This window comes from Pseudomonas entomophila (genome assembly GCF_013523125.1).
GTDB classification, from domain to species: domain Bacteria; phylum Pseudomonadota; class Gammaproteobacteria; order Pseudomonadales; family Pseudomonadaceae; genus Aquipseudomonas; species Aquipseudomonas entomophila_B.
Genome location: NZ_JAAMQJ010000001.1, coordinates 238,573 through 261,227, shown reverse-complemented (window position 1 = coordinate 261,227; position 22,655 = coordinate 238,573). Strand labels below are relative to the sequence as shown.

General features: G+C 59.6%; 20 protein-coding genes and 1 tRNA gene. 14 read left to right on the top strand and 7 right to left on the bottom strand.

The features are described 5' to 3' along the window. The 4 genes from uvrC to G7007_RS01090 all read left to right on the top strand — a co-directional run bounded on the left by uvrC (position 1) and on the right by G7007_RS01090 (position 4,726). Positions 1 to 1,824, top strand: coding sequence for an excinuclease ABC subunit UvrC (gene uvrC / locus G7007_RS01105; protein WP_181098638.1), 1,824 nt, complete (start codon positions 1 to 3; stop codon positions 1,822 to 1,824). A gap of 33 nt (positions 1,825 to 1,857) precedes the next feature. After that, positions 1,858 to 2,418 (top strand): CDP-diacylglycerol--glycerol-3-phosphate 3-phosphatidyltransferase, encoded by a 561-nt coding sequence (pgsA, locus tag G7007_RS01100; RefSeq protein ID WP_060393358.1) that lies wholly within the window; start codon positions 1,858 to 1,860, stop codon positions 2,416 to 2,418. A gap of 62 nt (positions 2,419 to 2,480) precedes the next feature. Next, positions 2,481 to 2,556 (top strand) — tRNA-Gly (locus tag G7007_RS01095). A gap of 226 nt (positions 2,557 to 2,782) precedes the next feature. After that, the gene (locus tag G7007_RS01090) at positions 2,783 to 4,726 is read left to right on the top strand and encodes a tyrosine-type recombinase/integrase (protein ID WP_009876631.1); all 1,944 of its coding nucleotides are present in this window, start codon (positions 2,783 to 2,785) and stop codon (positions 4,724 to 4,726) included. 37 nt (positions 4,727 to 4,763) lie between these two features. Here the strand turns inward: G7007_RS01090 and G7007_RS01085 are convergent, their stop codons facing one another. Both G7007_RS01085 and G7007_RS01080 read right to left on the bottom strand, forming a co-directional pair. Then, on the bottom strand, positions 4,764 to 5,732 hold the full coding sequence (locus G7007_RS01085; RefSeq protein ID WP_020924940.1) for a Dyp-type peroxidase: 969 nt from the start codon (positions 5,730 to 5,732) through the stop codon (positions 4,764 to 4,766). Between the two features lie 118 nt (positions 5,733 to 5,850). Further along, the gene (locus tag G7007_RS01080) at positions 5,851 to 6,666 is read right to left on the bottom strand and encodes a substrate-binding domain-containing protein (RefSeq protein ID WP_017514781.1); all 816 of its coding nucleotides are present in this window, start codon (positions 6,664 to 6,666) and stop codon (positions 5,851 to 5,853) included. On the opposite strand from G7007_RS01080, the gene G7007_RS01075 reads away from it, so the two are divergent. Further along, positions 6,624 to 6,917, top strand: a complete 294-nt coding sequence (locus G7007_RS01075) for a helix-turn-helix domain-containing protein (RefSeq protein ID WP_009459591.1) — start codon at positions 6,624 to 6,626, stop codon at positions 6,915 to 6,917. The genes G7007_RS01080 and G7007_RS01075 overlap by 43 nt on opposite strands. A gap of 22 nt (positions 6,918 to 6,939) precedes the next feature. Here G7007_RS01075 and G7007_RS01070 read toward each other — a convergent pair whose 3' ends face one another. The 3 genes from G7007_RS01070 to G7007_RS01060 form a co-directional block, all read right to left on the bottom strand. Then, positions 6,940 to 7,830, bottom strand: coding sequence for a LysR family transcriptional regulator (locus tag G7007_RS01070; protein WP_023103878.1), 891 nt, complete (start codon positions 7,828 to 7,830; stop codon positions 6,940 to 6,942). 483 nt (positions 7,831 to 8,313) lie between these two features. Continuing rightward, on the bottom strand, positions 8,314 to 9,528 hold the full coding sequence (locus tag G7007_RS01065; protein WP_023093406.1) for a glutathione-independent formaldehyde dehydrogenase: 1,215 nt from the start codon (positions 9,526 to 9,528) through the stop codon (positions 8,314 to 8,316). Positions 9,529 to 9,994: 466 nt separating this feature from the next. Next, the gene (locus G7007_RS01060) at positions 9,995 to 10,936 is read right to left on the bottom strand and encodes a LysR family transcriptional regulator (protein WP_028698648.1); all 942 of its coding nucleotides are present in this window, start codon (positions 10,934 to 10,936) and stop codon (positions 9,995 to 9,997) included. A 484-nt stretch (positions 10,937 to 11,420) separates the two neighbouring features. Between G7007_RS01060 and G7007_RS01055 the strand changes: the two genes are divergently transcribed. Beyond that, positions 11,421 to 11,852, top strand: a complete 432-nt coding sequence (locus G7007_RS01055; protein WP_023835768.1) for a DUF488 domain-containing protein — start codon at positions 11,421 to 11,423, stop codon at positions 11,850 to 11,852. 257 nt (positions 11,853 to 12,109) lie between these two features. Here the strand turns inward: G7007_RS01055 and G7007_RS01050 are convergent, their stop codons facing one another. Next, a complete protein-coding gene (locus tag G7007_RS01050; RefSeq protein ID WP_020924943.1) occupies positions 12,110 to 13,381 on the bottom strand; it encodes an IS4-like element ISPa45 family transposase in 1,272 nt (423 codons plus the stop codon). Positions 13,382 to 13,874: 493 nt separating this feature from the next. Between G7007_RS01050 and uvrB the strand changes: the two genes are divergently transcribed. Continuing rightward, complete coding sequence (gene uvrB, locus G7007_RS01045; protein WP_181098637.1) at positions 13,875 to 15,851, top strand: excinuclease ABC subunit UvrB; 1,977 nt, start codon at positions 13,875 to 13,877, stop codon at positions 15,849 to 15,851. 150 nt (positions 15,852 to 16,001) lie between these two features. Here uvrB and G7007_RS01040 read toward each other — a convergent pair whose 3' ends face one another. Next, complete coding sequence (locus G7007_RS01040) at positions 16,002 to 16,907, bottom strand: LysR family transcriptional regulator (RefSeq protein ID WP_020924945.1); 906 nt, start codon at positions 16,905 to 16,907, stop codon at positions 16,002 to 16,004. Positions 16,908 to 17,061: 154 nt separating this feature from the next. Here G7007_RS01040 and G7007_RS01035 point away from each other — a divergent pair, with 154 nt between their 5' ends. From G7007_RS01035 to G7007_RS01005, 7 genes are all read left to right on the top strand, one after another. Next, positions 17,062 to 17,469: a ketosteroid isomerase-related protein gene (locus tag G7007_RS01035; protein WP_017514126.1), complete on the top strand. Its 408-nt coding sequence runs from the start codon at positions 17,062 to 17,064 to the stop codon at positions 17,467 to 17,469. A gap of 1 nt (position 17,470) precedes the next feature. Next, the gene (locus tag G7007_RS01030) at positions 17,471 to 18,079 is read left to right on the top strand and encodes a GNAT family N-acetyltransferase (protein ID WP_007182546.1); all 609 of its coding nucleotides are present in this window, start codon (positions 17,471 to 17,473) and stop codon (positions 18,077 to 18,079) included. Beyond that, on the top strand, positions 18,076 to 18,966 hold the full coding sequence (locus tag G7007_RS01025; RefSeq protein WP_007182547.1) for a carbon-nitrogen hydrolase family protein: 891 nt from the start codon (positions 18,076 to 18,078) through the stop codon (positions 18,964 to 18,966). The genes G7007_RS01030 and G7007_RS01025 overlap by 4 nt, the downstream gene beginning before the upstream one ends. Before the next feature lie 282 nt (positions 18,967 to 19,248). Further along, a complete protein-coding gene (frmR, locus tag G7007_RS01020) occupies positions 19,249 to 19,524 on the top strand; it encodes a formaldehyde-responsive transcriptional repressor FrmR (RefSeq protein WP_007182548.1) in 276 nt (91 codons plus the stop codon). Between the two features lie 59 nt (positions 19,525 to 19,583). After that, the gene (locus G7007_RS01015; RefSeq protein WP_007182549.1) at positions 19,584 to 20,693 is read left to right on the top strand and encodes an S-(hydroxymethyl)glutathione dehydrogenase/class III alcohol dehydrogenase; all 1,110 of its coding nucleotides are present in this window, start codon (positions 19,584 to 19,586) and stop codon (positions 20,691 to 20,693) included. Positions 20,694 to 20,736: 43 nt separating this feature from the next. Beyond that, positions 20,737 to 21,135, top strand: coding sequence for a VOC family protein (locus tag G7007_RS01010; protein WP_017514589.1), 399 nt, complete (start codon positions 20,737 to 20,739; stop codon positions 21,133 to 21,135). Positions 21,136 to 21,317: 182 nt separating this feature from the next. Further along, the gene (locus tag G7007_RS01005) at positions 21,318 to 22,652 is read left to right on the top strand and encodes a DUF3422 family protein (RefSeq protein ID WP_023106334.1); all 1,335 of its coding nucleotides are present in this window, start codon (positions 21,318 to 21,320) and stop codon (positions 22,650 to 22,652) included. The last annotated feature ends 3 nt before the right edge of the window (positions 22,653 to 22,655 follow it).

Sequence of the window (22,655 nt, the reverse complement as noted above, 5' to 3'; positions counted from 1 at the left end):
ATGTCGCAGACTTTCGATGCCAGCGCGTTCCTGGCGACCTGTAGCGGTCACCCAGGCGTGTACCAGATGTTCGATGCCGAGGCGCGGCTGCTCTACGTGGGCAAGGCCAAGAACCTCAAGAAGCGCCTGGCCAGCTACTTCCGCAAGACCGGCCTGGCGCCCAAGACCGCCGCGCTGGTGGGCCGCATCGCCCAGATCGACACCACCATCACCGCCAACGAAACCTCGGCGCTGCTGCTCGAGCAGACGCTGATCAAGGAGTGGCGGCCGCCGTACAACATCCTGCTGCGCGACGACAAGTCGTACCCCTACGTGTTCCTGTCCGACGGGCAGTTTCCGCGGCTGGGCATCCACCGTGGCCCCAAGAAGGCCAAGGGACGCTACTTCGGGCCGTACCCCAGCGCCGGTGCGATCCGCGAAAGCCTGAGCCTGTTGCAGAAGACCTTCTTCGTGCGTCAGTGCGAGGACAGCTACTACGCCAACCGCACCCGACCCTGCCTGCAACACCAGATCAAGCGCTGCAAGGCCCCCTGCGTGGGACTGGTCAGCGATGACGAGTATACCGAGGACGTGCGTCACTCGGTGATGTTCCTCGAGGGTCGCAGTCAGCAGCTGCACAACGAGCTCAACGGCGAAATGGAACGCGCCGCGATGGCCCTGGACTTCGAGAAGGCCGCCGCCTTGCGCGACCAGATCGGCCTGCTGCGCCGTGTCCAGGACCAGCAGCACATGGAAGGCGGCTCCGGCGACGTGGACGTGGTCGCGGCCTTCGTCAACCCGGGCGGGGCCTGCGTGCACCTGATCAGCGTGCGCGGCGGTCGTGTGCTGGGGAGCAAGAACTTCTTTCCGCAGGTCGGCATCGAGGAAGACACCGCCGACGTGATGGCGGCCTTCCTGTCCCAGTACTACCTGGGCAACGCCGAGCGCGAGCTGCCGGCCGAGCTGATCGTCAACGTGGTGCACGACGACTTCGCCGTGATCAGCGAGGCCGTGCAGACCTTGCGCGGCCGCGACCTGACCATCACCCATCGCGTGCGCGGCACCCGTGCCCGCTGGCAGCAACTGGCCGTGACCAACGCCGAACAGGCGCTTGGCGCACGGCTGGCCAACCGGCAACACATGGCTTCGCGCTTCGAGTCCCTGGCTCAGGTGCTGCAATTGGACGACGTGCCCCAGCGTCTGGAGTGCTATGACATCAGTCACTCCAGCGGCGAGGCTACCGTGGCCTCCTGCGTGGTGTTCGGCCCCGAAGGCCCGATCAAGTCCGACTACCGCCGTTTCAACATCGAAGGCGTGACCGCCGGCGACGACTACGCGGCCATGCACCAGGCCTTGACGCGGCGTTTCCGGCGCATCAAGGACGGGGAGGGCAAGCTGCCGGACGTGCTGCTGGTCGACGGCGGCAAGGGCCAGCTGAACATGGCCCGCGACATGATGCAGGAACTCGGCCTGACCGACCTGACCCTGCTCGGCGTGGCCAAGGGCGTGACCCGCAAGGCCGGTTTCGAGACCCTGTACCTCAACGACGTGGCCCATGAGTTCACCCTCAAGGGCGACTCCCCGGCACTGCACCTGATCCAGCAGATCCGCGACGAAGCGCACCGCTTCGCCATCACGGGCCACCGCGCGCGCCGCGGCAAGGCCCGACGCACCTCGAGCCTGGAAGACGTCGCCGGCGTCGGTCCGAAGCGCCGCCGCGAACTGCTCAAGCACTTCGGCGGTCTACAAGAGCTCAATCGCGCCAGCGTCGATGAAATCGCCAAGGCGCCTGGCATCAGCAAAAAGCTCGCGGAGTCGATTTATGCCAACTTGCATAGCGAGTAGAATGCCGTACTCACCTCGTGGCCAGTCGTATCGATGAATATTCCAAACCTGCTCACCGTTCTGCGCGTACTGCTCATCCCGATCTTCATCCTGCTGTTCTACATGCCGTACCACTGGAGCTACGCCGCCGCCAGCAGCGTCTTCGCCGTCGCCGCCGCCACCGACTGGCTCGATGGCTACCTGGCCCGCCGGTTGAAGCAGAGCACGCCCTTCGGTGCCTTCCTCGACCCGGTCGCCGACAAGCTGATGGTGGCCGTGGCGCTGGTACTGCTGGTGCAGACCCATGCCAACCTCTGGCTGACCTTGCCAGCGGCGGTGATCATCGGCCGCGAGATCGTGGTGTCGGCCCTGCGCGAGTGGATGGCCGAGCTGGGCGCGCGGGCGCATGTGGCCGTGTCCAACCTGGGCAAATGGAAGACCGCCGCGCAGATGCTGGCGCTGGTGATCCTGCTGGCCAACCCGCCGGTGCTGAGCGTCTGGGTGGTGGCAGGCTACCTGCTGCTGGTGGTCTCGGCAGGGCTGACGCTGTGGTCGATGGTGCACTACCTGCACGCCGCCTGGCCGCACCTGCGCGAGGGCGCGGAACAGAAATAAAGTTTTTTTGAATCAAAGGGTTGACGTGATTGGCCAGATCGCTAGAATGGCCCCATCACGACGCGGGAATAGCTCAGTTGGTAGAGCACGACCTTGCCAAGGTCGGGGTCGCGAGTTCGAGTCTCGTTTCCCGCTCCAAATTTTGATCCACAGACTTCTACTGGGGTCTGTAGGTCATTGAAAAAAGGAGCTTCGGCTCCTTTTTTCATTCCAGCGAGTGCCACGGAAATCCACCCACAGCTACCGTTTTTGAGTGACCAAATAAGGCACAAGAATACGGGTGGGTCGGCTACCGGATAGTTGCTGGGGCTGAGCGGGGACCATGACGAGCATAGGGCCTAAGTCATTACTTAGGAGTCTCGAAATGGCGCTCTCTGATCTGACCGTCCGGCAGGCGAAGACCACCGGAAAACGCTACACCCTCTCCGACAACGACTGCCTGGGCCTGATGGTCTCAGCCGCAGGCGGCAAGTCATGGCAATTCCGCTACTACTGGCTGGGCAAGCAAAAGCGCCTGTGCCTGGGCGGCTATCCTGCTCTCAGCCTGCGCGAGGCCCGGATCGAGCGAGACAAGGCCCAGGCCCTGCTCGCCAGGGGGATCGATCCTCAGGTCGAGCGCGACCAGAAACGGCACGCGGCCAAGCTGGCGGGCGAATACACCTTCAAGACCGTCTTCGATGCCTGGGTCGAGCATCGCCGCAAGGAACTCAAGGAAGGCCGTCAAAGCACGCTGTCGCAGATCCTGCGCATCTTCAACAAGGACGTGTTGCCCACCCTGGGAAGAATGTCGATCTACGACATTCGCCGCCCCCAACTCCTGGGCGTCTTGGCGGCGATCGAGAAACGCAAGGCGTTCACCACCGCCGAGAAGGTCCGCACCTGGTTCAACCAGTTGTTCCGCTATGCCCTGGTCATTGCCGAGGGGTTGGAAGTCAACCCGGCCGCCGACCTGGACGTGGTGGCAGAGCCCAAGCCCCCCGTAGCCCACAATCCCTACCTGCACCTGCCCGAGATGCCCGAGTTCCTCCAGAAGCTCCGGCTCTACAACCCCCGTGGCTGGCAGACCCAGCTTGGCGTCCGGCTGCTGTTCCTGACCGGGGTGCGCACCGGCGAACTGCGATTGGCCGAACCCGAACAGTTCGACCTCGACAGGGGCTTGTGGATCATCCCACCGCAGATCGTCAAGCAGCTCCAGGATGAAATGCGCAAGGCAGGGAAGCGGCCGCAGGATGTGCCCCCCTATATCGTGCCGCTATCCCTGCAGGCCATCGAGATCGTGCGCTATCTCCTGGGGGTGATGCGGCCGGCGCAGAAGTACTTGCTGTCACACCGCAGCGAACTCAAGAAGCGCATCAGCGAGAACACCCTCAACAAGGCCGTGCAGCTCATGGGCTATGAGGGGCGCCTGACCGGCCACGGCATCCGCGGCACTATCTCGACGGCGCTCAACGAGATTGGCTACCCGAAGATTTGGGTGGACGCGCAGCTTTCCCATTCCGACCCCAACAAGGTGAGTTCGTCCTACAACCACGCCAAGTACGTTGAGCCGCGCCGTCGGATGATGCAGGACTGGGCCGATCGGCTCGACCTGCTCGAACAGGGCGAAGTGGAAGCCGCGAGCGCGCATCTGACCATCCGTATCGACGGGGTGCCGGCGATGGCAGAAGTGGAGGAAGCGGTGGATGCGACCCTCGCGATGGCCGAGCCCACTCCTCCCGGCGTCCCGCCCGTCGTGGCCACGCCTATTGTCGTAACCCCGAGCAACGGCGGCATCACGTTCCAGCGGCTGTCTCAGGTACCGCCGCCTCCGACGCATGCCCCAGAGCCGGAAGTGTCCGCGATCCAGCGCGAGCGCGAGGAAATGCTGACCATCTACGAGTCTCCAAGCAGCTTGCCGGTCCCGCTGTTCGGCAAGCTGGCCGGAAAGTCCAAGGACCAGATCAACCGCGAACTGAAAGCGGGCAAGTTGCTGTCCATCAGTTTGGGCAATCGGGGGCAGCGTGTTCCCGATTGGCAACTGGTGCCGCTCAAGCACAAGCTGGCCCAGGTGCTCATGAACCAGTGCCCGCACGCGGATTCGTGGGATCTGTACCGCATGCTGACCCAGCCGCACCCTGACCTGGGGGACCGCGCGGCCATTGATGCGGTCACGCCGACCAACGTGCCGGCGATCATCCAGGTCATCATGGGCGACTACCAGCACTATGCGGATATGCCCGAGGCCATTGCCCCGTACCCCATCCCCGAGGATGTGCGGCAAAGCGTTCGTCGGCTGGTGGATAGCGCAGTAGTTCTAGACGGAGCATAGGGCTCTCAAACCTTGCAGGGGCCTTGCGGCCCCTGCATTACGCTTGCACCGCCTCCACGAGTTCGCTCAGCGTGCGCGGTGCGGGAGCGAAGAACACGGCGCCGGTGTGCGCCGTCGAGAAATCGAGCAGGCGGTCGTGCATGCCTGGCGGATCGCCGAGGAACATGCGCTCCAGCATCTTCTGCGTCACCCACAGATGCCTGGAGTAGCCGATGAAGTAGGTGCCATATTCGCCCTGGCCGGGGCGGCCGAAGGGCATGTTGTCGCGCAGGATGTCGTGCTCGGTGCCGTCGTCGTCCACGATCGTGGCGAGGGTCTTGTGCGATTTCTGGCCGCTCGTCGCGTCGGGCAATTCGACATTGCTGACGATCTCCCGGCCGATGATCCGCTCTTGCTCGTCCTTGGCGAGCCGAGCCCACGGCTGCATTTGGTGCAGATACTTCTGCACCACCAAGTAGCTGCCGCCGGCGAACGCCTGATCTTCACTGCCGACCAGCGTCGAGGCGCCGATGTCGTGCCCGGTCGGGTTGGCCGTGCCATCGACAAAGCCAAGCAGGTCGCGGGAGTCGAAGTAGCGAAAACCGACCACCTCGTCGGCCACCGTCACGCTGCTGCCCAGTTGGTCCAGCAGCAGGCGCTCGAATTCAAAACAGAGGTCCTCGCGTTCGGCACGGATGTGAAAGAACAGGTCGCCGGGCGTGGCAGGCGCGGTGTGCTTGGCACCCTCGATGGGCACGAAGGGCCGTAGTTCCTTCGGGCGCTTCCCGGTCTGGAAACGGTCCCATAGCGCCGATCCCAGTGCAGTGATGCACGACAGCCGGCCGTTGAGATCGCGGAAGCCCACCGTTTTGATCAGGTCGTCCAGCCCGTCCAAGACGCCGGCGACCGCCTGAAGGGCCTCGTGGCCCTCGGCGACTGTCAACGTGAGAAACACCGCCGCGCGCGACAGCGGCGCATCGATGCTTTGCGAGTCAATTGGTACTCGATCCCAACCACTTCCAACCATTCGTGCCTCCAAAGACCATGTTAATTCATCATATTGCCAGAGATGGAAGCGCTATCACTGGCGCGCTAACAGGCGCGTGCCGCTGCAATTACCCGCACGCAGCCTCGGCGAGAGCGGGCTATGGGGTATTCGAGCAAGCCGCCCTGTCCCTGGCAACCAACATTGCCCTGTGCTCGAACCGCTCAGAAACAACATTGGCTCGTCCGTGGGGCCGCTGCAGATATGTCACGATCTCGTAGGGGCCGTCTGAAAGCGGTCGCATAGTGATCCCCCACGCATGGGCACGCTCAATGCGCGATTGCGCGGAGAGCCCCACTCCGTAGCCAGCGGTCACCCAAAGCGCCATCATCTCGAACGAAGTCACGTGCTGAATGCTCTGCTGGCTCAACGGAAGAAAGGACAGTCGCTGATCCAGCAGTAGGCAAGCCTCCGCCGGCCAGCGAAACACCGGATAGTCCAGAAGCTCGGCAAGCGTGATCTTCGCCTGGGCAACTAAGGGGGACCCCAGCGGCACTGCAACAGCCACGTTCTCCACCCAGAGCGGTTGGCTTTTCACGGCCGGAGCACCAGCGTTCCGAAGCGTCATTCCAGCGTCGTAGCGGCCTTCCTCAAGGCCCGTCAACAGATCATCGGCTGAGGTCTCAAAGAACGTGATGGTGACTTCTGGTTCCTCCGCGCGCTGTAGGGCAAGAAGCGTTGTGAGGCAAGAGGATGGCACTCCGGGCGCGATAGCAAGCCTGAAATGGGAAAACTGGCTGGTGGCGTCATGCATGAGGGCCCCCAATAAGCGATCTGTCCAGAAAGGCAAACCAGCGTTGCAGGAAAGAGTGAAGTTTAACGTCGTTATCTTTAACGTGGTTAATTGTGGCAGATTGTTTGACGCTTCTGCTAATGCAGAAATCAACAATTCAGCCAGGCCGTCCTTCTGGCACATCGACGTATGAATCCGAGTCGGCGTTAGCCTTCGGACAGGCCGTGCGCGCTGCGCGCGTCGCTCAAGGAGTCGCGCAAGACGAGTTCGCATCTCGGGCAAGCATTTCGCGTTCTCACATGGGTAAGATCGAGCGTGGTGAGCACGTGCCCACGCTTCCGCTCATACTGAAAATTTCTACGGCACTTGGAATAAGCGCGGCTGACCTGATGACGGCGACCGAACGCAATCTGCGTGCCGACACTGATCCCTGAGTGTCTAGCCTGCCAGGCTCCGTCAACCGTCCGAAGAGTCGCGAAGGCGAACGATAAATCGCTCCACCGAAGCCGATAAATTGCCGCCGTCGGGCCGAAGCAGGTAGGTGGTGATCACGGCAGAATCCATCGCCAAGGGGCGGATCACCACATCCGGCCGTTGGGAGATGGGAATCTTGGTCGCCGTCATGAAGCCGATGCCGTAGCCGGCGCCGACCAACGTGAGCATCATGTCCAGCGAGGACACTTCCTCGACAACATTCAGCTTGTGCTCCAACGTGTTGAGCAGCCGCTTGAGTTCGCGGCAATAGCCCTCGCATACCTGCGGGTCGCACAGGACAAGTGGATGGCCTTGAAGTTCTTGAAGTGGCACCTCCTTGTAGGTGAGCAATGAGTGACGAGCTGGCACCGCAATCACCAGCGGGTCGTGCCAGATTGGTTCGGCAGCGATACCGTCGCCGACATCGCCCGTGTGCGCGAACCCGATCATGAAGTCGCCCGAACGCAAGCCACGCACTTGCTCTGCCAGAGGCACTTCTGACAAGCGTATTTCGATCTCCGGCTCCTCGGCGCGGCAACGAGCCAGAAATGCCGACAGCCGTGGATCGATAGCCCCATCTGATACAGCGATGCGCAGGCTACCGCGCAAGCCCGATGCCACAGCCTTGGCATTTTCACGAGCCTGTTCCAGCACTGTGAATAGACGGCGAACATCTTGCAAGAAGACCGCGCCCGCCGCCGTTAGAACTGTTCCTCGTCGGTTTCGGTCGAAGAGCACTACGCCCAACTCGTCCTCAAGTTCCTTGATGGCTCGTGATAGCGGTGGTTGTTCGATATGCAGGCGCTCAGCCGCCCGCGTGAAATGTAGCTCCTCAGCAAGAACTACGAAGCAGCGAAGATGGCGCAGCTCCATAGGCCACCCTCCCGTTCCGACTTATCCAACACTGTGCTATCTCCCTATAGAAGTGACTGCCATTCTGGCGGCGGCGAGTTCGGCCACATCATTGGAAACTTCTGGCTGAATGAGCCAGGGCTGGGTTGACCGTGCGATGGCCCGAGGCAGGCACAACACCAGGCGAGCCTGTCAAGTCCGTGGGGTGATAAGGATCAGACGAAGGCTATCTCCAGCCACGCACGTCAATGGATGCCGTGCATCGTCCCCGTCTGACCCTTGGCCGATTGCGAACCAAGCGCTTGAACACGCTTGCGGTTGATCATCACCTGCGGATTGCTGAGGCTCTGCTCCTGGTCCGAGCCAAGGCAAGTACCCTGGGGCAGACGGCAAATGCCGGCGAAAATATTCGCCGGCTCCAGTTGCTGCCCGGAGACTGGCGGGACCAGAATGCCTCTCACCAGAAAGTGTGAGACATCCTGATGCTTAGCCCGCGCCGGATGCTTAATGCCGCACTGAACCATGCGGGTCGATGACGTACTTGTATGCAGAACCCGCGTCGAACTCTTTGTACGCGGCGGGCGCGTCTTCGAGCTTGATGAACTTAGTGTTCATCATCGGCGAAAGGTAAGGCATGCGATCGTTCAGTATCGCCCGCATTAACGCGTGGTTGTAGTTGGCCGTCGGAGATTGACCAGCCGACATTCGCGGCGACTTGATCCAGGCGTTGGACCATTCCAGATCCATATGGCCTTTCTTGGCTTTCGGGTCTTTCGAGATCGGGTTTGCGCAGTACACACCGACCGTACTGGTCATTCCGCCGAAGCGGACATATTTGAGCATTGCGTTGGTAACAGCGCTCTCCACGATCTTGTCAGCCTCCGCGCCAAACCCGCGGCAGTCCACACCAACATAGTCGATGACGCGATCCACCTCCCTGTGCCCGGTAATGCGTTCGAGATGCTCCTCGATCGGCACGCCGTCGGAAAGGTTGATGGTTTCCACGCCGTGTGGCTTGAGAAGGTCCAGCCGCTCTTGAATGTAATCGGCAACGATGATGGCGCCTGCACCCAGAAGTCTGGCGCAGGCGGCACCCGCTCTGCCGACCGGCCCGGCACCGAAGATCAGGATGTTTTCGCCGACGACGTAGGCCGGCGCGGCTGGCCAGTCTGGGCCAGCGAACCCATGGAAAGCTGTGGGTAATACGTCAGAGAGAAGGGTCAGGTCGCGGATTTTTTCCATGGCGGCATCCTTGTCAGGGAAGCGAAGGAGATTGAAATCCGCATACGGTACGAAGAGATAATCACCTTGCCCCCCCGTCCAGCCACCGAGGTTGAACCCGTAGGCTCCGCAGTCGATTTCGGGGTTGGTGTTCTCGCATACATCGGAGCGCATATGCTTGCAGTTGTAGCAACGCCCACACCCCACATTGAAGGGAACGGAAACGATGTCGCCCTTCTTCACGACTTCGACGTCTGATCCCACTTCGATCACTTCGCCGGTCATTTCATGGCCCATGGTCATTCCCTTGGGAACAGCAAACGAACCGCGATAAATGTGAAGGTCGCTGCCACAGATATTTGTGGTAACTATTTTGAGGATAGCGCCATGGGGTGCGCTTTTCCCTTGAGGGGTTATCAGCTCTGGAAATTTGAAGGTGTTGACCTTCATTTCCAAGGGCTTCTCGAAAGTCACGATTCGGTTACCGGTCGGAGTCATTTCGTCACCTCTGTGCGTTAATGTTTCCATCTTCTAAATCGAAGTGGGAAACGAAATTTACCGCTGTCAAGAAGAACGATCGTGGTATTGCCTAGCCGTTGGTCGCGTCTCCTTCTGCGGTCTTGACAGCATCGGATCAAGCTCAGAAGTGGTCAAACTGGAATAATCTATGTGCAGATAGGCACGATCTATCTACGCGGGATCGTCGAGCCGTGCTCGTCTCCTAGCCGGGAGAGGGCAACGATCATCGCTACATCGCGCCTCCTAGCTTGATCTAGGAACAGTCAGCTCGACCCAGCGAGACATGAGGAGGCCGCATGCAGCAGGTACTCCTGCCCCCCGAGTTGCCCCTGGACCTAGTGGCCTTCGATGGGTTGCTCAGCACGTGGCGCCTGTTAGCGGCGCACACGGCATGCCTGCAATCTTCGCCTGGTTGAAGCAATACAGAGTTGCTCTTCAAGACTCGCTATTTCAGGGGGCTTTGAGATGAGTCTGCTTTGGGCTGGAACCGACGATGGATCGATATAACGGATTGAAGAGTGGCGGCGAGTTCGGGGGTGTGCACCATTTCGAGCAATGCACGCGATGACGGTGCCTCGAACGCATTTTTCCCAGCAACGAATCCGACATTTGAGTGCGACATTGGTCCATTGATTGCGATTGCGTGGAGATTTGGAATGTGCGCGAGTTGGCCGGCGAGAGATTGCGGAAGAACTGCCGAATATTTTCCTGTCGCCACGTGTGCCGATAGCACGTCAATTGAATCAGTGCGAATAGTCTGCGCGGTACATTGCATCAGCCTATCTTGAATGGGTTCAGGTACTGCCGAGTTCAGCACGCAGAGTTGTCTATTGAGAACATGGTCCCACGTTGTGCTTCGGGGTTGCTGTGTTCTCGCGGCGTGAAAAAGGAAAATGCGTTCACGGTACAGAAGGTGAGTATCGAAGTCTTCCCCTGGGATATCCTCCAAATGCATGAGTGCGATATCCAAATTGTTTTCTCGAATCGCCTGTAGCAGGGAAGAAGCGCCGGAAACCAGAACTGATTGTTGAAGTAAGGGTGTTTTTTCAGCAAGGGCGATGCTTAATGTGGGCGCTACACCGGCAGTTCCTGGGAGTATCCCTAGCCGGAATTGCCCCTCTATACCTCGCCGTAGTGCGGAGAGTTCTCGCTCCAGCCCTTTGCAGTCGTCATACATCTGCTGAGCCCAAGACAGTACGCGCATCCCTTCAGAAGTGAGGCCGTCATAGCGTCGGCCATGACGCACGATCTCGACACCCATGTCTTCCTCCAATTGCTTAATGCCCGCGGAGAGTGTCGGCTGAGAAACATTGCAGCTTTTGGCCGCGTTGCCAAAATGGCCTTCACGGTGCAAAGCAAGCAAGTATTCAAAGTTTCTTACGATCATATATTTTCTTCTGATAAAGTTGATTGGATTTTATACTTTCACGAAAAACCCTGCGCACGCTTCGATCCGCGTCCAACCTTGGGCACGTAGCTGGCACGCATGAAAGGCTGCCGCGCGCAGTGTCCATACAGTAGGTTCGACTCGTCATCGACGGTCAGCACCACAACGCACGGGACAGCCAATAGCGCGAACACAGGTGCTTTGCGCTGTGGGCGAGTCGTCCTCATGTAGCTTAGCAGTTGGCGCGTTCTGGAAGGGAGTAAGCGTGAGTGGTGAGGCACGCAACCGCAAAAGGCGGTGCTAAGCTCTTGAGCTGTTCGGGTCGTGGCCGTTGAAGCGGCGAGAGAATGGAGCCTGCCATGGCCGTTGTGGCGCAGCTAGTACACCATGCCCCCAGCGTTTCCTTAGCTGCGATTGACGGGCATGCCTGGCGGTAGCTCAATAACAGCCATTTATGGATGAAGGAACGAGGGGAATAAGGCAGATGAAGATATTCACGATTGGATTCACTAAGACCTCCGCGCGGTCCTTCTTCACCAAGTTAAGTGCTTCTGGTGCCAAGCGCCTTGTCGATGTTCGCCTGAATAATGTTTCGCAATTGGCCGGATTCGCTAAACGCGAGGATCTTCGATATTTTTCCGAGGCGTTGTGTGGGATGGAATATGAACATCTACCAGCACTTGCTCCAACCAAAGACATGTTCGAGGAATATAAAATAAAAGGGGGAGATTGGGATATCTACGCCAGTAAATTTCTGGATTTAATGTCGTCCCGAAAGATTGAGTCAATCGATAAAGAAAAGATTGATAACAGTTGCCTGCTTTGCAGCGAAGACAAGCCCCATCACTGCCATCGGAGGCTAGTGGCCGAGTACCTTGCAGGCAAATGGCCGAATGTTGAGATCGTGCATCTTTAGAGGGGCGACGTAGCTCCCAATGTCATCAACTTAAGCCCCCAGCCCTGGCCGGGGCAAGAAATCCCGGGGCTTGGACGCGCGGTTGCAGCAGTGCCTTCACTGGTTTTGCTCCCCAGTTCAGCGCATGTGCGACCCAGACGCCAGCTTAATGGATGCCGGTTCGCCTCGGCGGGCGGGATTTCTCGTTTTCCGGGCGAGCGCGTGCCGGCCGCTGTCTGGCCAGCTTTTTTGCGGTGCAGTTCGGGTGCTGCTTGTTCTTAGCGCGTCGGTTTGTAGCCCTCGCAGCCGCGACTGGCCAGGCGCATACGCTGGCGCGGGAAGCTGCGGCCCGGGCGCACAGCGCTGAGGCTGTTGGCCATCAACTCCATCACGTTGGCCAGCCCCTGCACACCGGGGCGTACCAGCAGGTCGACCAGGGTGTTCTTGAGGCGTGACACCCCTTGGGTGAAGTTGACCTTCCAGCGCAGCTTGCGGCCTTTGTGGCGCTGCTCGATGACCGGTTGCAGCAGATGTTGCATCAGCAGCGCTAGGTTTTTCAGCAGTTGCCCGGCATGAAAGTCCTGCTTCACGGCCGTCACGCTACGGCCGCTAAAGTTGTCGAGGCAGAGGGTCTGCTTGAGGCGGCGGTAGTCCGTTTCGATGCCCCAGCGGCGGTGGTAAAGATCCGCGAACACCTCGGCCGGGAAGGCCTGTCGATCCAGCAGGGAGGTCAGCAGCACTTCGCTTTCACCGCTGGCTAGCTCGACCCGGATCAGGCGCAATTCGACCCGGCCCGCGGGATCGACGCCGGCCTCGGTACAGAACAGGCGCGCCTCGGGATGACTGGCAGAGAAGAACTGCGTGTCTTCTGTCTGCCCCGAGCGGAGAAACTGTTTGACCTGCGCGTTGTAGCCACACGGCAGGCGCATCAGGAAATGTCGCCGGTGCTGCTCGAACAGCGCAAACAGCCAGTGTCCGGGGTAGCCGCGATCAAACAACGTCAGGCTGTCAGCGGGCAGATGCTCGAGGTGCAGATGGGCGCAATCGCGCTCGCCGACTGCGGATGGCACGATCAGGCTGTGTAGCGTCTGGCCGTCGGCGACGTCGTAGAGCATGGACAGACGGGCAACGGGAAACTCGCTATGGCAGCCGAAAAAGCGCGTCATGACCGACTCCAGCGGTAAATGGACGGTCGAGCCGTCCACGGCGAGTACCCGTAACCCGCGCCACGTCTGGCGCAGCCCGAGGCTGTCGAGCTGTTGCTGAAGGGTTTGGTTGAGGCTCTCGAAGACCTCGGGCTTGAGCTTGCCGCGCGCCTTGCTGAAGGCCTGCGCGGTGACCACCTGGGTCTCGGCCGAGGCCTGGTTGAGCACGCGATAGAACTGATCGAGCTCGGTTTGCAGGGCGGTGCGTGGCTGATTGAGCAAAAACAGGACGAGGTTCTTGAAGGTCAGTTGGCGTCGGCGGGTAAAGTCGTGAGGGCGCTGGCGGTGGGTATCGATGAAGTCGGGACAATCGAGCTGACTGGTTATTTTTTGTACAATTTTCAAGCCAGGGTTTGCTGGGCGGTGTCAAACGGTGTGGAATGAGGGGCCAAAAGGGTTTCTCCTATGCGCTGAATTTAGCGCTAATTATATGATATTTATAGGAAAAATTCCTTAAGTTGATGACATTGACGTAGCTCCACGTTTCCAACGCCTCGTCTGGAGGGCTGAGAGAGACAAAGGCGCGTATCGGCGGGAGCCGGCGCCACACATTGGGCGTACAGAGCAACCTCGCCCGCCACGGCTCGATGTCAGCGCTCAACGAGGCGAGTGGCTCCAGGTGCATTGGCAGACGGGCCGCTGGCTGACGTCGTGGCGATCGGCGGATATGCACTGGGAAGCCCGCCCATGTGCTGGGCTATCATGTTGGCGACGCCTACGCCCAGGTGGGGCGCGGCAGGATCGCCGTCATTTACACCCCAGTTTGGTACTGCTATAGGTCTTCTGGAATAGCCGATACATCAGGACAAATTGAAGTAGCTCAATTAGGAGATATCTAATGTCAACCGGTATGTTTATTCTGCACTCCAACTATACGCCGGCGGGGGACCAGCCAGAGGCGATAGCGCGCCTGCTGTCGGACATAGAAGAAGGTGCGACGCACCAGACGCTGAAAGGTATCACCGGCTCAGGTAAGACCTTCACCATGGCCAATGTGATTCATCGTCTGAAGCGGCCTACGTTGATCTTGGCTCCTAACAAGACGTTGACCGCGCAGCTTTATGGTGAAATGAAGCACTTCTTTCCTGAGAACGCGGTCGAGTACTTCGTTTCCTACTACGATTATTTTCAGCCCGAAATCTATATGCCGGGCACCGATCGTTTCATTCCAAAGGACTCGGCCATCAATGACCACCTTGAGCGCCTGCGCCTGTCCACGACCAAATCCTTGATTGAGCGTCGTGACGTGATCGTCGTCGCTTCGGTGTCTTCAATCTACGGCCTGGGTGATCCAGATGCATACCGAGCGCTACAGATCGCTCTGTCCCCTGGGGTCAAACTAAACCAGAGAGAGCTAATTCGTCGCTTGGCTTTGCTGCAATATGATCGCACGGAGCGCACTCTCAAGCGTGCAACGTTCCGCGTCCAAGGTGATGTGATTGACATTTTCCCCGCTGATTCCGAGTACAGGGCGGTTCGGGTGGAACTGTTGGATGACACTGTTGCGTCTGTCCAATGGATGGACCCTGTTACCGGCAAGACGTTGGGAGAGATAGACCATTATTTGGTTTCGCCAAAAACGCTTTTCGCGCCGCCCACGAACAAAATAGATTCTGCATCCAAAAAGATACTCGCTGATATGGAAGAGCGGGTTGCCGAGCTGAACAGGAATAATCGCTTGGTCGAGGCAATCAGGCTGTACGAGCGGATCACGCATGACGTGGAAATGATGCGCGAGGTCGGCTATTGCTCGGGGATGGAGAATTATTCCTGCTACTTCAGCGACCGAGACGCAGCTTCTCCTCCGATCACGTTGCTGGATTATTTGCCGAAAGACGGGCTGCTGTTCGTCGATGAATCTCATGTCATGGTGCCACAGATATCCGCAATGTACCGGGGGGATCAGGCGCGCAAGGACACGCTGATCGATTACGGGTTCCGTTTGCCTTCATCGAAGAACAACCGGCCATTGAACTTTGACGAGTTCGAGAAGGTCAAGCCTCAGACCATCTTTGTTTCCGCTACTCCGGGCGACTACGAGCTGAGGGTGTCGAAAGGCAGGGTTGTCGAACAGGTTATCAGGCCAACGGGACTGCTTGACCCCAAGGTTGAAGTGCGGAAAGCGGATGGATACATAGATGACCTGCTTGCCGAAATATCGAAGTGCGTGAAGAGAAAGAATCGAGTGCTTGTGACTACGCTGACGAAGGTCAGTGCAGAAGAGCTAACGGATTTCTTGACGGACAACGGGATTCGAGCGCGCTACATGCATTCGGACATAAAAGCGGAGGATCGTGTTGAGATCATCAATGGCCTGCGCGCAGGAGAGTTCGATGTTTTGATTGGGATTAGTCTTTTGCGCGAAGGGCTGGATATTCCAGAGGCATCATTGATTGCCATTCTCGATGCAGACCGTGCAGGGTTCTTGCGTTCGGCCCATGCGCTCATTCAGATGATCGGTCGAGTCGCTCGGAATGAAAACGGCAAGGCGATCTTGTACGCCGACGCGGTGACGCCGGCGATGAAGCAGGCGATCGATGAGACCAATAGGCGCAGGCAGCTTCAAATTGCCTTTAACGAGGAAAATGGGATTTCTCCAGCCTCGTCTGTGCGAAAACTAGCAGGGGAAGAGACGAATACGGAGGAGCCCACCGTTCATTCCGAGGCTTTCTGCGAGAACTTGTCCGACCTTTGCGATCAGATCACTGCCAAGGAACAGCAGCTACTCGAATTTACCGATACCGGTGACGAGCAGCGCGTCGAAGACATTCGTCGTCAGTTGGATGGGTTGTACCGGCAATTCATTTACATCTAATCGTTCGCCGGCATTGGGTTGCATGGCCGACCGATCTGCATCTGGGGCAAGCGGGCAGACGGTCGGTTCATCATTCAACCGGAGGGGTGAGCCGCCGAGGCTCAGTGCCCCGCTTTCCAAGATGTGTGCCCTACAGCGTCTTGCGACGTGTCAGCGCAAAGCTGGCAACGATCCAACGGCGACCAGCATTTCATCAAATACCGCTCGAACCCTTCCCGGAATGGGGCCACGCTGAGGCCGATAGACGTACAACCCCCATGCCGGAGGTTCTTCGTTCTCCAGCACTCGCACGAGCTTCCCGCTGGCAATGTAGGGGGCGGCCATGTAGTCCGCCAGTTGCGCGAACGCGATCCCGGCCAGCGCCGCTCCCATTTCCATGTCGGCATTGTCGGCGACGAGAGTGGGTGCGGTAGGTGTCCACTGGCGTCCCGCCTTGAAGTGCCAAGGCCAGGGACGGCCGGTATTGATATCCAAGGCCACGGTAACTGGCAGGCTGCTTAGCGCATCGATGTTTGCAGGTACGCCCACTTTCTTGATCAGGCGCGGAGCGGCAACGATGGGGAGTCTCATGTCGGCGGCCTTGCGTGCGACGAAGCGGCTATCGCGCATGAATCCGACCCTGATCCCGACGTCAATCCCTTCGTCAACCGTATTGCTGATGCGATCGGACAGGCGCACATCCAGCGTGATGCCGGGATGACGCGCGGCCACGCGCTCCAGTGCCGGTAGCACCGCTCTGGTGCCCAAGCTGTGCGGTGCGGTGATGCGAACCGTACCGGACAGAGAGGCCTGCTGGTCGGAGCTAGGCGTTCGCCACAGATCCTCGAACCGCTCCAATGCGGGGCGCACTTGGTCTAGCAGCCCTTCGCCGAAGGCGGTGATGCGCACCTGGCGCGTGCTTCGATGAAACAACACCTCGCCGTAGTGTTGCTCCAGTTGCTGGATGGCACGGGTTACACCTTGCGGAGAAGTCCCCAGCCGGACGGCCGCATCGCGAAAACTGCTGCTTTCGGCCGCCACCCGAAAGATGCGCAGTAGTTCCATTTCTTTGTTCATGACGCACGCCTCATGGCCGGTTTCGCTGCTCGTTAATTGTTCCAGATTGTGGAATTATAAAATCGCAACAATTCCATATACAAGGAGAGCGCGGTTGCCCAGACTGACAACACCCCGGAATGCTCCGCTCCGAACAACCCAACAAGGAACGCGAATGAACGCTGCGACTCTCATCACTGCCTACTACGACGCCTTCAACCGCGGCGACCGCGAGGCCATGCTGTCAATGTTGACCGATGACGTCGCGCACGACTTGAACCAGGGCGCTCGTGAGGTCGGTCGCGAAGCCTTCCGCGCCTTCCTGCAGCGCATGGACCGCTGCTATGGCGAGCAACTGCGCGGGATCGTGGTGATGGTCAGCGCCGACGGCCTGCGTGCAGGCGCGGAGTACGTGGTGCATGGCGAATACAAGGTGACGGACGACGGGCTGCCGGAAGCCCAGGGCCAGCGCTACGTGCTGCCGGGCGGCGCGTTCTTCGAGATCCGCGATGGCAAGATCGCTCGTGTCACCAACTACTACAACCTCGGCGACTGGATCGCACAGGTTGGAGGGGACGCCTGAAATGACCAGCGACGTGCAGGTGCTGGTTCGTCGTGGCCCGGACATTGCCGAATGGTTCGATGCCGTGGCAGGCCTGCGGGCGAGCGTCTTCCGCAGCTTTCCTTACCTGTACGAGGGCGACACCGAATACGAGAAGCACTACCTCGCCATGTACGCCCGTTCGGCAGACAGCCTGCTGGTACTCGCGCTCGCTGATGATGTGGTCGTGGGTGCGTCCACGGGGTTGCCGCTCGGCGATGCGGAGCCGGCCTTCCATGTGCCGTTCGCCGATCGAGGAATCCCGGTGGAGGCAGTGTTTTACTGTGGCGAATCAGTCCTGCTCCCGGCCTTCCGGGGCCTTGGCCTGGGCCATCGCTTCTTTGACGAGCGCGAAGCGCATGCCCGTTCGTTGGGCGGCATGCAGTGGGCATCGTTCGCGTCGGTGGATCGTGCAGACGACGATCTCCGGCGTCCTTCCAACTACCGCAGTAATGACCCCTTCTGGACCCGTCGCGGCTACGTGCGGCAGTCGGACATGAAGGTTACGCTGCCCTGGAAGCAGGTGGGTGAGCCGAGCGAAACCGAGCAGACGCTCACGATGTGGCTGCACTCCCTGGAGAACGCGAAATGAAAGTAGCAGTTGCGAAATACTCAGTGGGTCAGCCCGCGGGCTTCGAGGCATTTGCTGCGCGGCAGCGGCTGGTTCTGGAGGAGGCGCGCCGTGGCGGGGCGGAACTGGCCGTGTTGCCCGAGTATCTATCCCTCGAACTGGCTGCAACGTTCGAGCCTGGCATCCGCCATGATTTCAACGCCTCTCTGGCCGCGCTGCAGGCCTTGCAGCCTGCGTGGCTGGCACTGTATGCCGACCTGTCGCGCGAGTTGTGCATGACCATTCAGGCCGGTACGTTTTTGACCCAGGTTGGATTGGACCGCTACCGCAACCGGGCTTGGTGGTTTGCGCCTGACGGCACACGCGACTACCAAGACAAATTGCAGTTGACGGGGTTCGAGAAAGACGCCGGCGTCATCGAGGGTGGCGACGAACTGAAGGTGTTCGATTTGAAAGGCGTGCGTGCCGGCATCGCTGTTTGCTATGACAGTGAGTTTCCATTGCCCGTGCGAGCCCAGCGAGAGGCGGGAGTGCGCCTGCTGCTGGTCCCGAGCTGTACCGACACCCAAGCAGGTGCAACCCGGGTCCGTGTGGGCTGCATGGCGCGGGCACTGGAGAACCGAATGTTCATCGCGCAGGCCGTGACGACCGGAGCTGCTGACTGGAGCCCGGCGCTGGACACGAATACTGGCGAGGCCACGATCTATGCACCCATGGATCGCGGATTCCCGGAGGATGGCATTCTCGCGACGACTTGCGGCACGCAGACATGGGCGATTGCTGATCTGGACGTTGAAGCCCTCGAACGAAACCAGGAACAGGCCCAGGTTGCGGTCGATCGTGACTGGGACGGCCAGATGTTGCCTGCACTGAGGAAGGCTCGGTACTCGGGTCGTCAGGTCGCCTAGCCGGTCTCATCTTGATAGCTTCAGCTCGATGAGTTGGCTTAGATAGGCCATATCTATCTGCGCATAGATTTTTCCAGTTTGACCGGTTTTGAACTTGCCCCGATGCTGTCGATACATGCAAGAAATATTCATTGATTTGAATGTTTTGCGCTTCTTGGGAACAAATCTGTACTAGCCTGTAATAGTGCTCGAAGAGCACAGAATTTGTGGCGAAGTTCGGCCGCATATACTATGGTGGAGTATTGTATAATGCGGCGGTGTACCCAAGTAGAGAGGTGTTCGATGCCACACAGCCCGGAAGAAAAGAAGCAAGCCCTGACGCGCATCCGGCGCATCAAAGGTCAGGTAGCGACTCTTGAGCAAGCGCTCGATGCAGGTGCGGAATGCCCTGCAATTCTTCAGCAGCTTGCGGCCGTTCGTGGGGCAGTCAACGGATTGATGGCAACCGTTCTGGAGAGCTATCTGCGGGAAGAGTTTCCCAGTAGCGAAATCAGGAGCGATTCGCAGAACAAGTCCATTGACGAGACCATCTCTATCGTCCGCTCCTATCTGCGGTAGAGGCACCAGGGTGCCCTCGGTGAGGGCAAATTTAGTTAGCTAGTAAAGGAAGCGACATCATGAAATCACGTGCAGCAGTTGCCTTCGGGCCAGGAAAGCCGCTGGAAATCGTCGAGATCGACGTCGAGCCGCCGCGCAAGGGCGAGGTGCTCATCAAGATCACGAACACCGGCGTTTGCCATACCGACGCCTTCACCCTGTCGGGCGACGACCCCGAAGGTCTCTTCCCGGTCGTGCTGGGTCATGAAGGTGCGGGTATCGTCGTGGAGGTGGGTGAAGGTGTGACCAGCGTGAAGCCTGGCGATCACGTCATTCCCCTCTATACCGCCGAGTGCGGCGAGTGCCTGTTCTGCAAGTCCGGCAAGACCAACCTGTGTGTCGCGGTGCGCGCCACCCAGGGCAAGGGCGTGATGCCCGATGGCACCACCCGCTTCAGCTACAACGGCCAGCCGATCTACCACTACATGGGCTGCTCGACCTTCAGCGAATACACGGTGGTGGCCGAAGTCTCGCTGGCCAAGATCAACCCGGACGCCAATCCCGAGCATGTCTGCCTGCTGGGTTGCGGTGTGACCACCGGCATCGGCGCTGTTCACAACACGGCCAAGGTTCAGCCGGGTGACTCTGTGGCCATCTTCGGCCTCGGCGGCATCGGGCTCGCTGCGATTCAGGGGGCACGCCAGGCCAAGGCAGGTCGCATCATCGCCATCGACACCAATCCAGCGAAGTTCGAGCTGGCTCGTACCTTCGGCGCGACCGAATGCCTCAACCCGAAGGACTTCGACAAGCCGATTCACGAGGTTCTCATCGAGATGACCGGTTGGGGTGTCGATCACACCTTCGAGTGCATCGGCAACGTCAACGTGATGCGCTCGGCACTAGAAGCAGCACATCGTGGCTGGGGCCAGTCGATCGTCATCGGCGTGGCTGGTGCAGGCAAGGAAATTTCGACGCGCCCGTTCCAGTTGATCACCGGTCGCACCTGGAAGGGCTCGGCTTTCGGCGGGGTCAAGGGCCGCACTCAACTTCCCGGCATGGTGGAGGACGCAATGAAAGGCGAGATCGATCTCGCCCCGTTCGTCACCCACACCATGGGCCTCGACGACATCAACAAGGCCTTCGACCTGATGCATGAAGGCAAGTCGATTCGCACGGTGATCCACTACTGACCGCCCACTACCCATTCAACACCAACCACCAAGGAAATTAATCATGTCCACTCCTGTCATTTCTGGCGATGGCATCTTTTCGCACATTTTTATCGGCGCTGCCGACCTTCAGAAGTCGGTCGCGTTCTACGACGCCGCTCTGGGTGCTCTTGGCATCAAGAACCTCGGTCCTTTCAACAACGGATGGGTACTTTTCGGTCGCGAAAAGCCGGCTTTCATCATCGCCCGTCCGGGCAATGGTGAAGCGCCCTCCAGCAACGGCGTGACGATCGGCTTTGCGGCCGCCACTCCCGCCGAAGTGGATGCCTTCCATGCTGCCGGCCTTGCCGCAGGCGGCACCGACGAGGGCCAGCCTGGCGCACGTGGTCACCTGCCGGGTGCCTATGCGGCCTACCTGCGTGATCCGGCGGGCAACAAGGTCTGCTCGTACACCTTCGTCTGAAAGCAAGGAAGCTGAGGGCGTTCTGAAAGGGCCAGCACAAGCCTCTATACGGCGAGCCTATTAGACGGACCGTGTAGAGCGGTGCCTGCTCATGAAGATCGGCCCGCAGCCATGTGCGAAACGCATGGCTGCGGGCATTTGCTTTGAAGCGTGTTTTTCAACCAATGAGAAATGAGGTCGTTATGCAAGAGCCGGCCAACATCAATGCGACGACCGTACAACCCGCCCCGACCGCCACCGTGTACGGCATGCCGGCCTATGCCGATCGTGCTGCGGCCGTGGGTGAAGTGCATGCGCGCCCGCATCTGTTGATTCAGGCCCCCCGCGGCATATTGCAGCTCGCTTTCATGACCGAAGGCGATCAGGCCAGGGATCAGATGGCGATGAGTGAGTTGTCTCATCGCTTCGGCGTTGCCGAGCCCGACCACGCTACGCCGCTTCACGGCATGACATGGGATGAGGGAGACCTGCACTGTGAAAAGCACACCGAGTTCTCAACGTATCTCTGGTGCGCTTCGCTGGATTCCGAGACGGGAGAGCCGTGCGGCGAAAATCCGTTCAAGCATGGATTTGTTCCTCCCGGCCCGGTCGTATCCGGCATCCGTTTGAGACTTCTTCCATGGACGCCGGAAACGGAGAAGGAGGCCGATCGCTTCGATCCTGCCAGCCTGTGCTACTCGCTGGTGGAGAACGGCTCTGCCGCCATCCTCACCGACTTCCGACAGGATGAGGATGGCCTGACGCAGATCCTCGTCCTTGCCCGCGATTTGACCCCGGCGCGGGCGGGTGCGCTGGCTCAACGTCTGCTGGAGATCGAGACCTACCGTACCTTGGCGTTGCTGTCCTTGCCGTTGACGCGGTCGATGACGTCGGAGCTGCGGCGCATGGAGTCGCGCCTTGCGGCGATCACCGACGAGATGTGTACGAGCTTGGTGGAACGGCGCGACAGCGACGTGCTGCTGTCCGAATTGACCGGCCTGGCTGCCGAACTGGAAGCTGGCGTTGCGGCGAATCTCTATCGCTTCGGCGCCAGTCGTGCCTACTACGAGATCGTCGAGGAAAGGCTGGCAGCGCTTTCGGAAGAGGCCGTATCCGGGTACTGCACCTGGGCGGATTTCCTGCAGCGTCGCATCGCTCCCGCCATGCGGACATGCCAATCCGTAAAGGAGCGCCAGACCAAGCTCTCCGACAAGCTGACCCGGGCCATCGCGTTGCTGCGTTCCTGGATCGACGTCGAGCTTGAACGCCAGAACCGCGATCTGCTTGCGTCGATGAACAACCGGGCCAAGATGCAATTGCGCCTTCAGCAAACCGTCGAAGGCCTGTCGGTCGCGGCAATTTCTTATTACGTCGTGAGTCTTCTCGGCTATTTGCTCAAGGGCATTCCGATGGTTCACGACAGCGTGGCGCCGGTGATGGCGGTTCTGGTGCCTGCGGTGATGCTGACGATCTGGTGGATCGTGCGCAGGATCAGACACGCCCACGGCGACACGGCAGCGGAAGAGAAATCTTCCTGACGA

Coding starts and splice junctions, on each gene's coding strand:
- G7007_RS01075 (WP_009459591.1), top strand. CDS start 6,624: ATGCAGAAATCAACAATTCAGCCAGGCCGTCCTTCTGGCACATCGACG.
- G7007_RS01025 (WP_007182547.1), top strand. CDS start 18,076: ATGAAAGTAGCAGTTGCGAAATACTCAGTGGGTCAGCCCGCGGGCTTC.
- G7007_RS01060 (WP_028698648.1), bottom strand. CDS start 10,936: ATGATCGTAAGAAACTTTGAATACTTGCTTGCTTTGCACCGTGAAGGC.
- G7007_RS01030 (WP_007182546.1), top strand. CDS start 17,471: ATGACCAGCGACGTGCAGGTGCTGGTTCGTCGTGGCCCGGACATTGCC.
- G7007_RS01090 (WP_009876631.1), top strand. CDS start 2,783: ATGGCGCTCTCTGATCTGACCGTCCGGCAGGCGAAGACCACCGGAAAA.
- G7007_RS01010 (WP_017514589.1), top strand. CDS start 20,737: ATGTCCACTCCTGTCATTTCTGGCGATGGCATCTTTTCGCACATTTTT.
- G7007_RS01080 (WP_017514781.1), bottom strand. CDS start 6,666: ATGTGCCAGAAGGACGGCCTGGCTGAATTGTTGATTTCTGCATTAGCA.
- pgsA (WP_060393358.1), top strand. CDS start 1,858: ATGAATATTCCAAACCTGCTCACCGTTCTGCGCGTACTGCTCATCCCG.
- G7007_RS01085 (WP_020924940.1), bottom strand. CDS start 5,732: ATGGTTGGAAGTGGTTGGGATCGAGTACCAATTGACTCGCAAAGCATC.
- G7007_RS01005 (WP_023106334.1), top strand. CDS start 21,318: ATGCAAGAGCCGGCCAACATCAATGCGACGACCGTACAACCCGCCCCG.
- uvrC (WP_181098638.1), top strand. CDS start 1: ATGTCGCAGACTTTCGATGCCAGCGCGTTCCTGGCGACCTGTAGCGGT.
- G7007_RS01035 (WP_017514126.1), top strand. CDS start 17,062: ATGAACGCTGCGACTCTCATCACTGCCTACTACGACGCCTTCAACCGC.
- G7007_RS01015 (WP_007182549.1), top strand. CDS start 19,584: ATGAAATCACGTGCAGCAGTTGCCTTCGGGCCAGGAAAGCCGCTGGAA.
- G7007_RS01040 (WP_020924945.1), bottom strand. CDS start 16,907: ATGAACAAAGAAATGGAACTACTGCGCATCTTTCGGGTGGCGGCCGAA.
- G7007_RS01070 (WP_023103878.1), bottom strand. CDS start 7,830: ATGGAGCTGCGCCATCTTCGCTGCTTCGTAGTTCTTGCTGAGGAGCTA.
- frmR (WP_007182548.1), top strand. CDS start 19,249: ATGCCACACAGCCCGGAAGAAAAGAAGCAAGCCCTGACGCGCATCCGG.
- G7007_RS01055 (WP_023835768.1), top strand. CDS start 11,421: ATGAAGATATTCACGATTGGATTCACTAAGACCTCCGCGCGGTCCTTC.
- uvrB (WP_181098637.1), top strand. CDS start 13,875: ATGTCAACCGGTATGTTTATTCTGCACTCCAACTATACGCCGGCGGGG.
- G7007_RS01065 (WP_023093406.1), bottom strand. CDS start 9,528: ATGACTCCGACCGGTAACCGAATCGTGACTTTCGAGAAGCCCTTGGAA.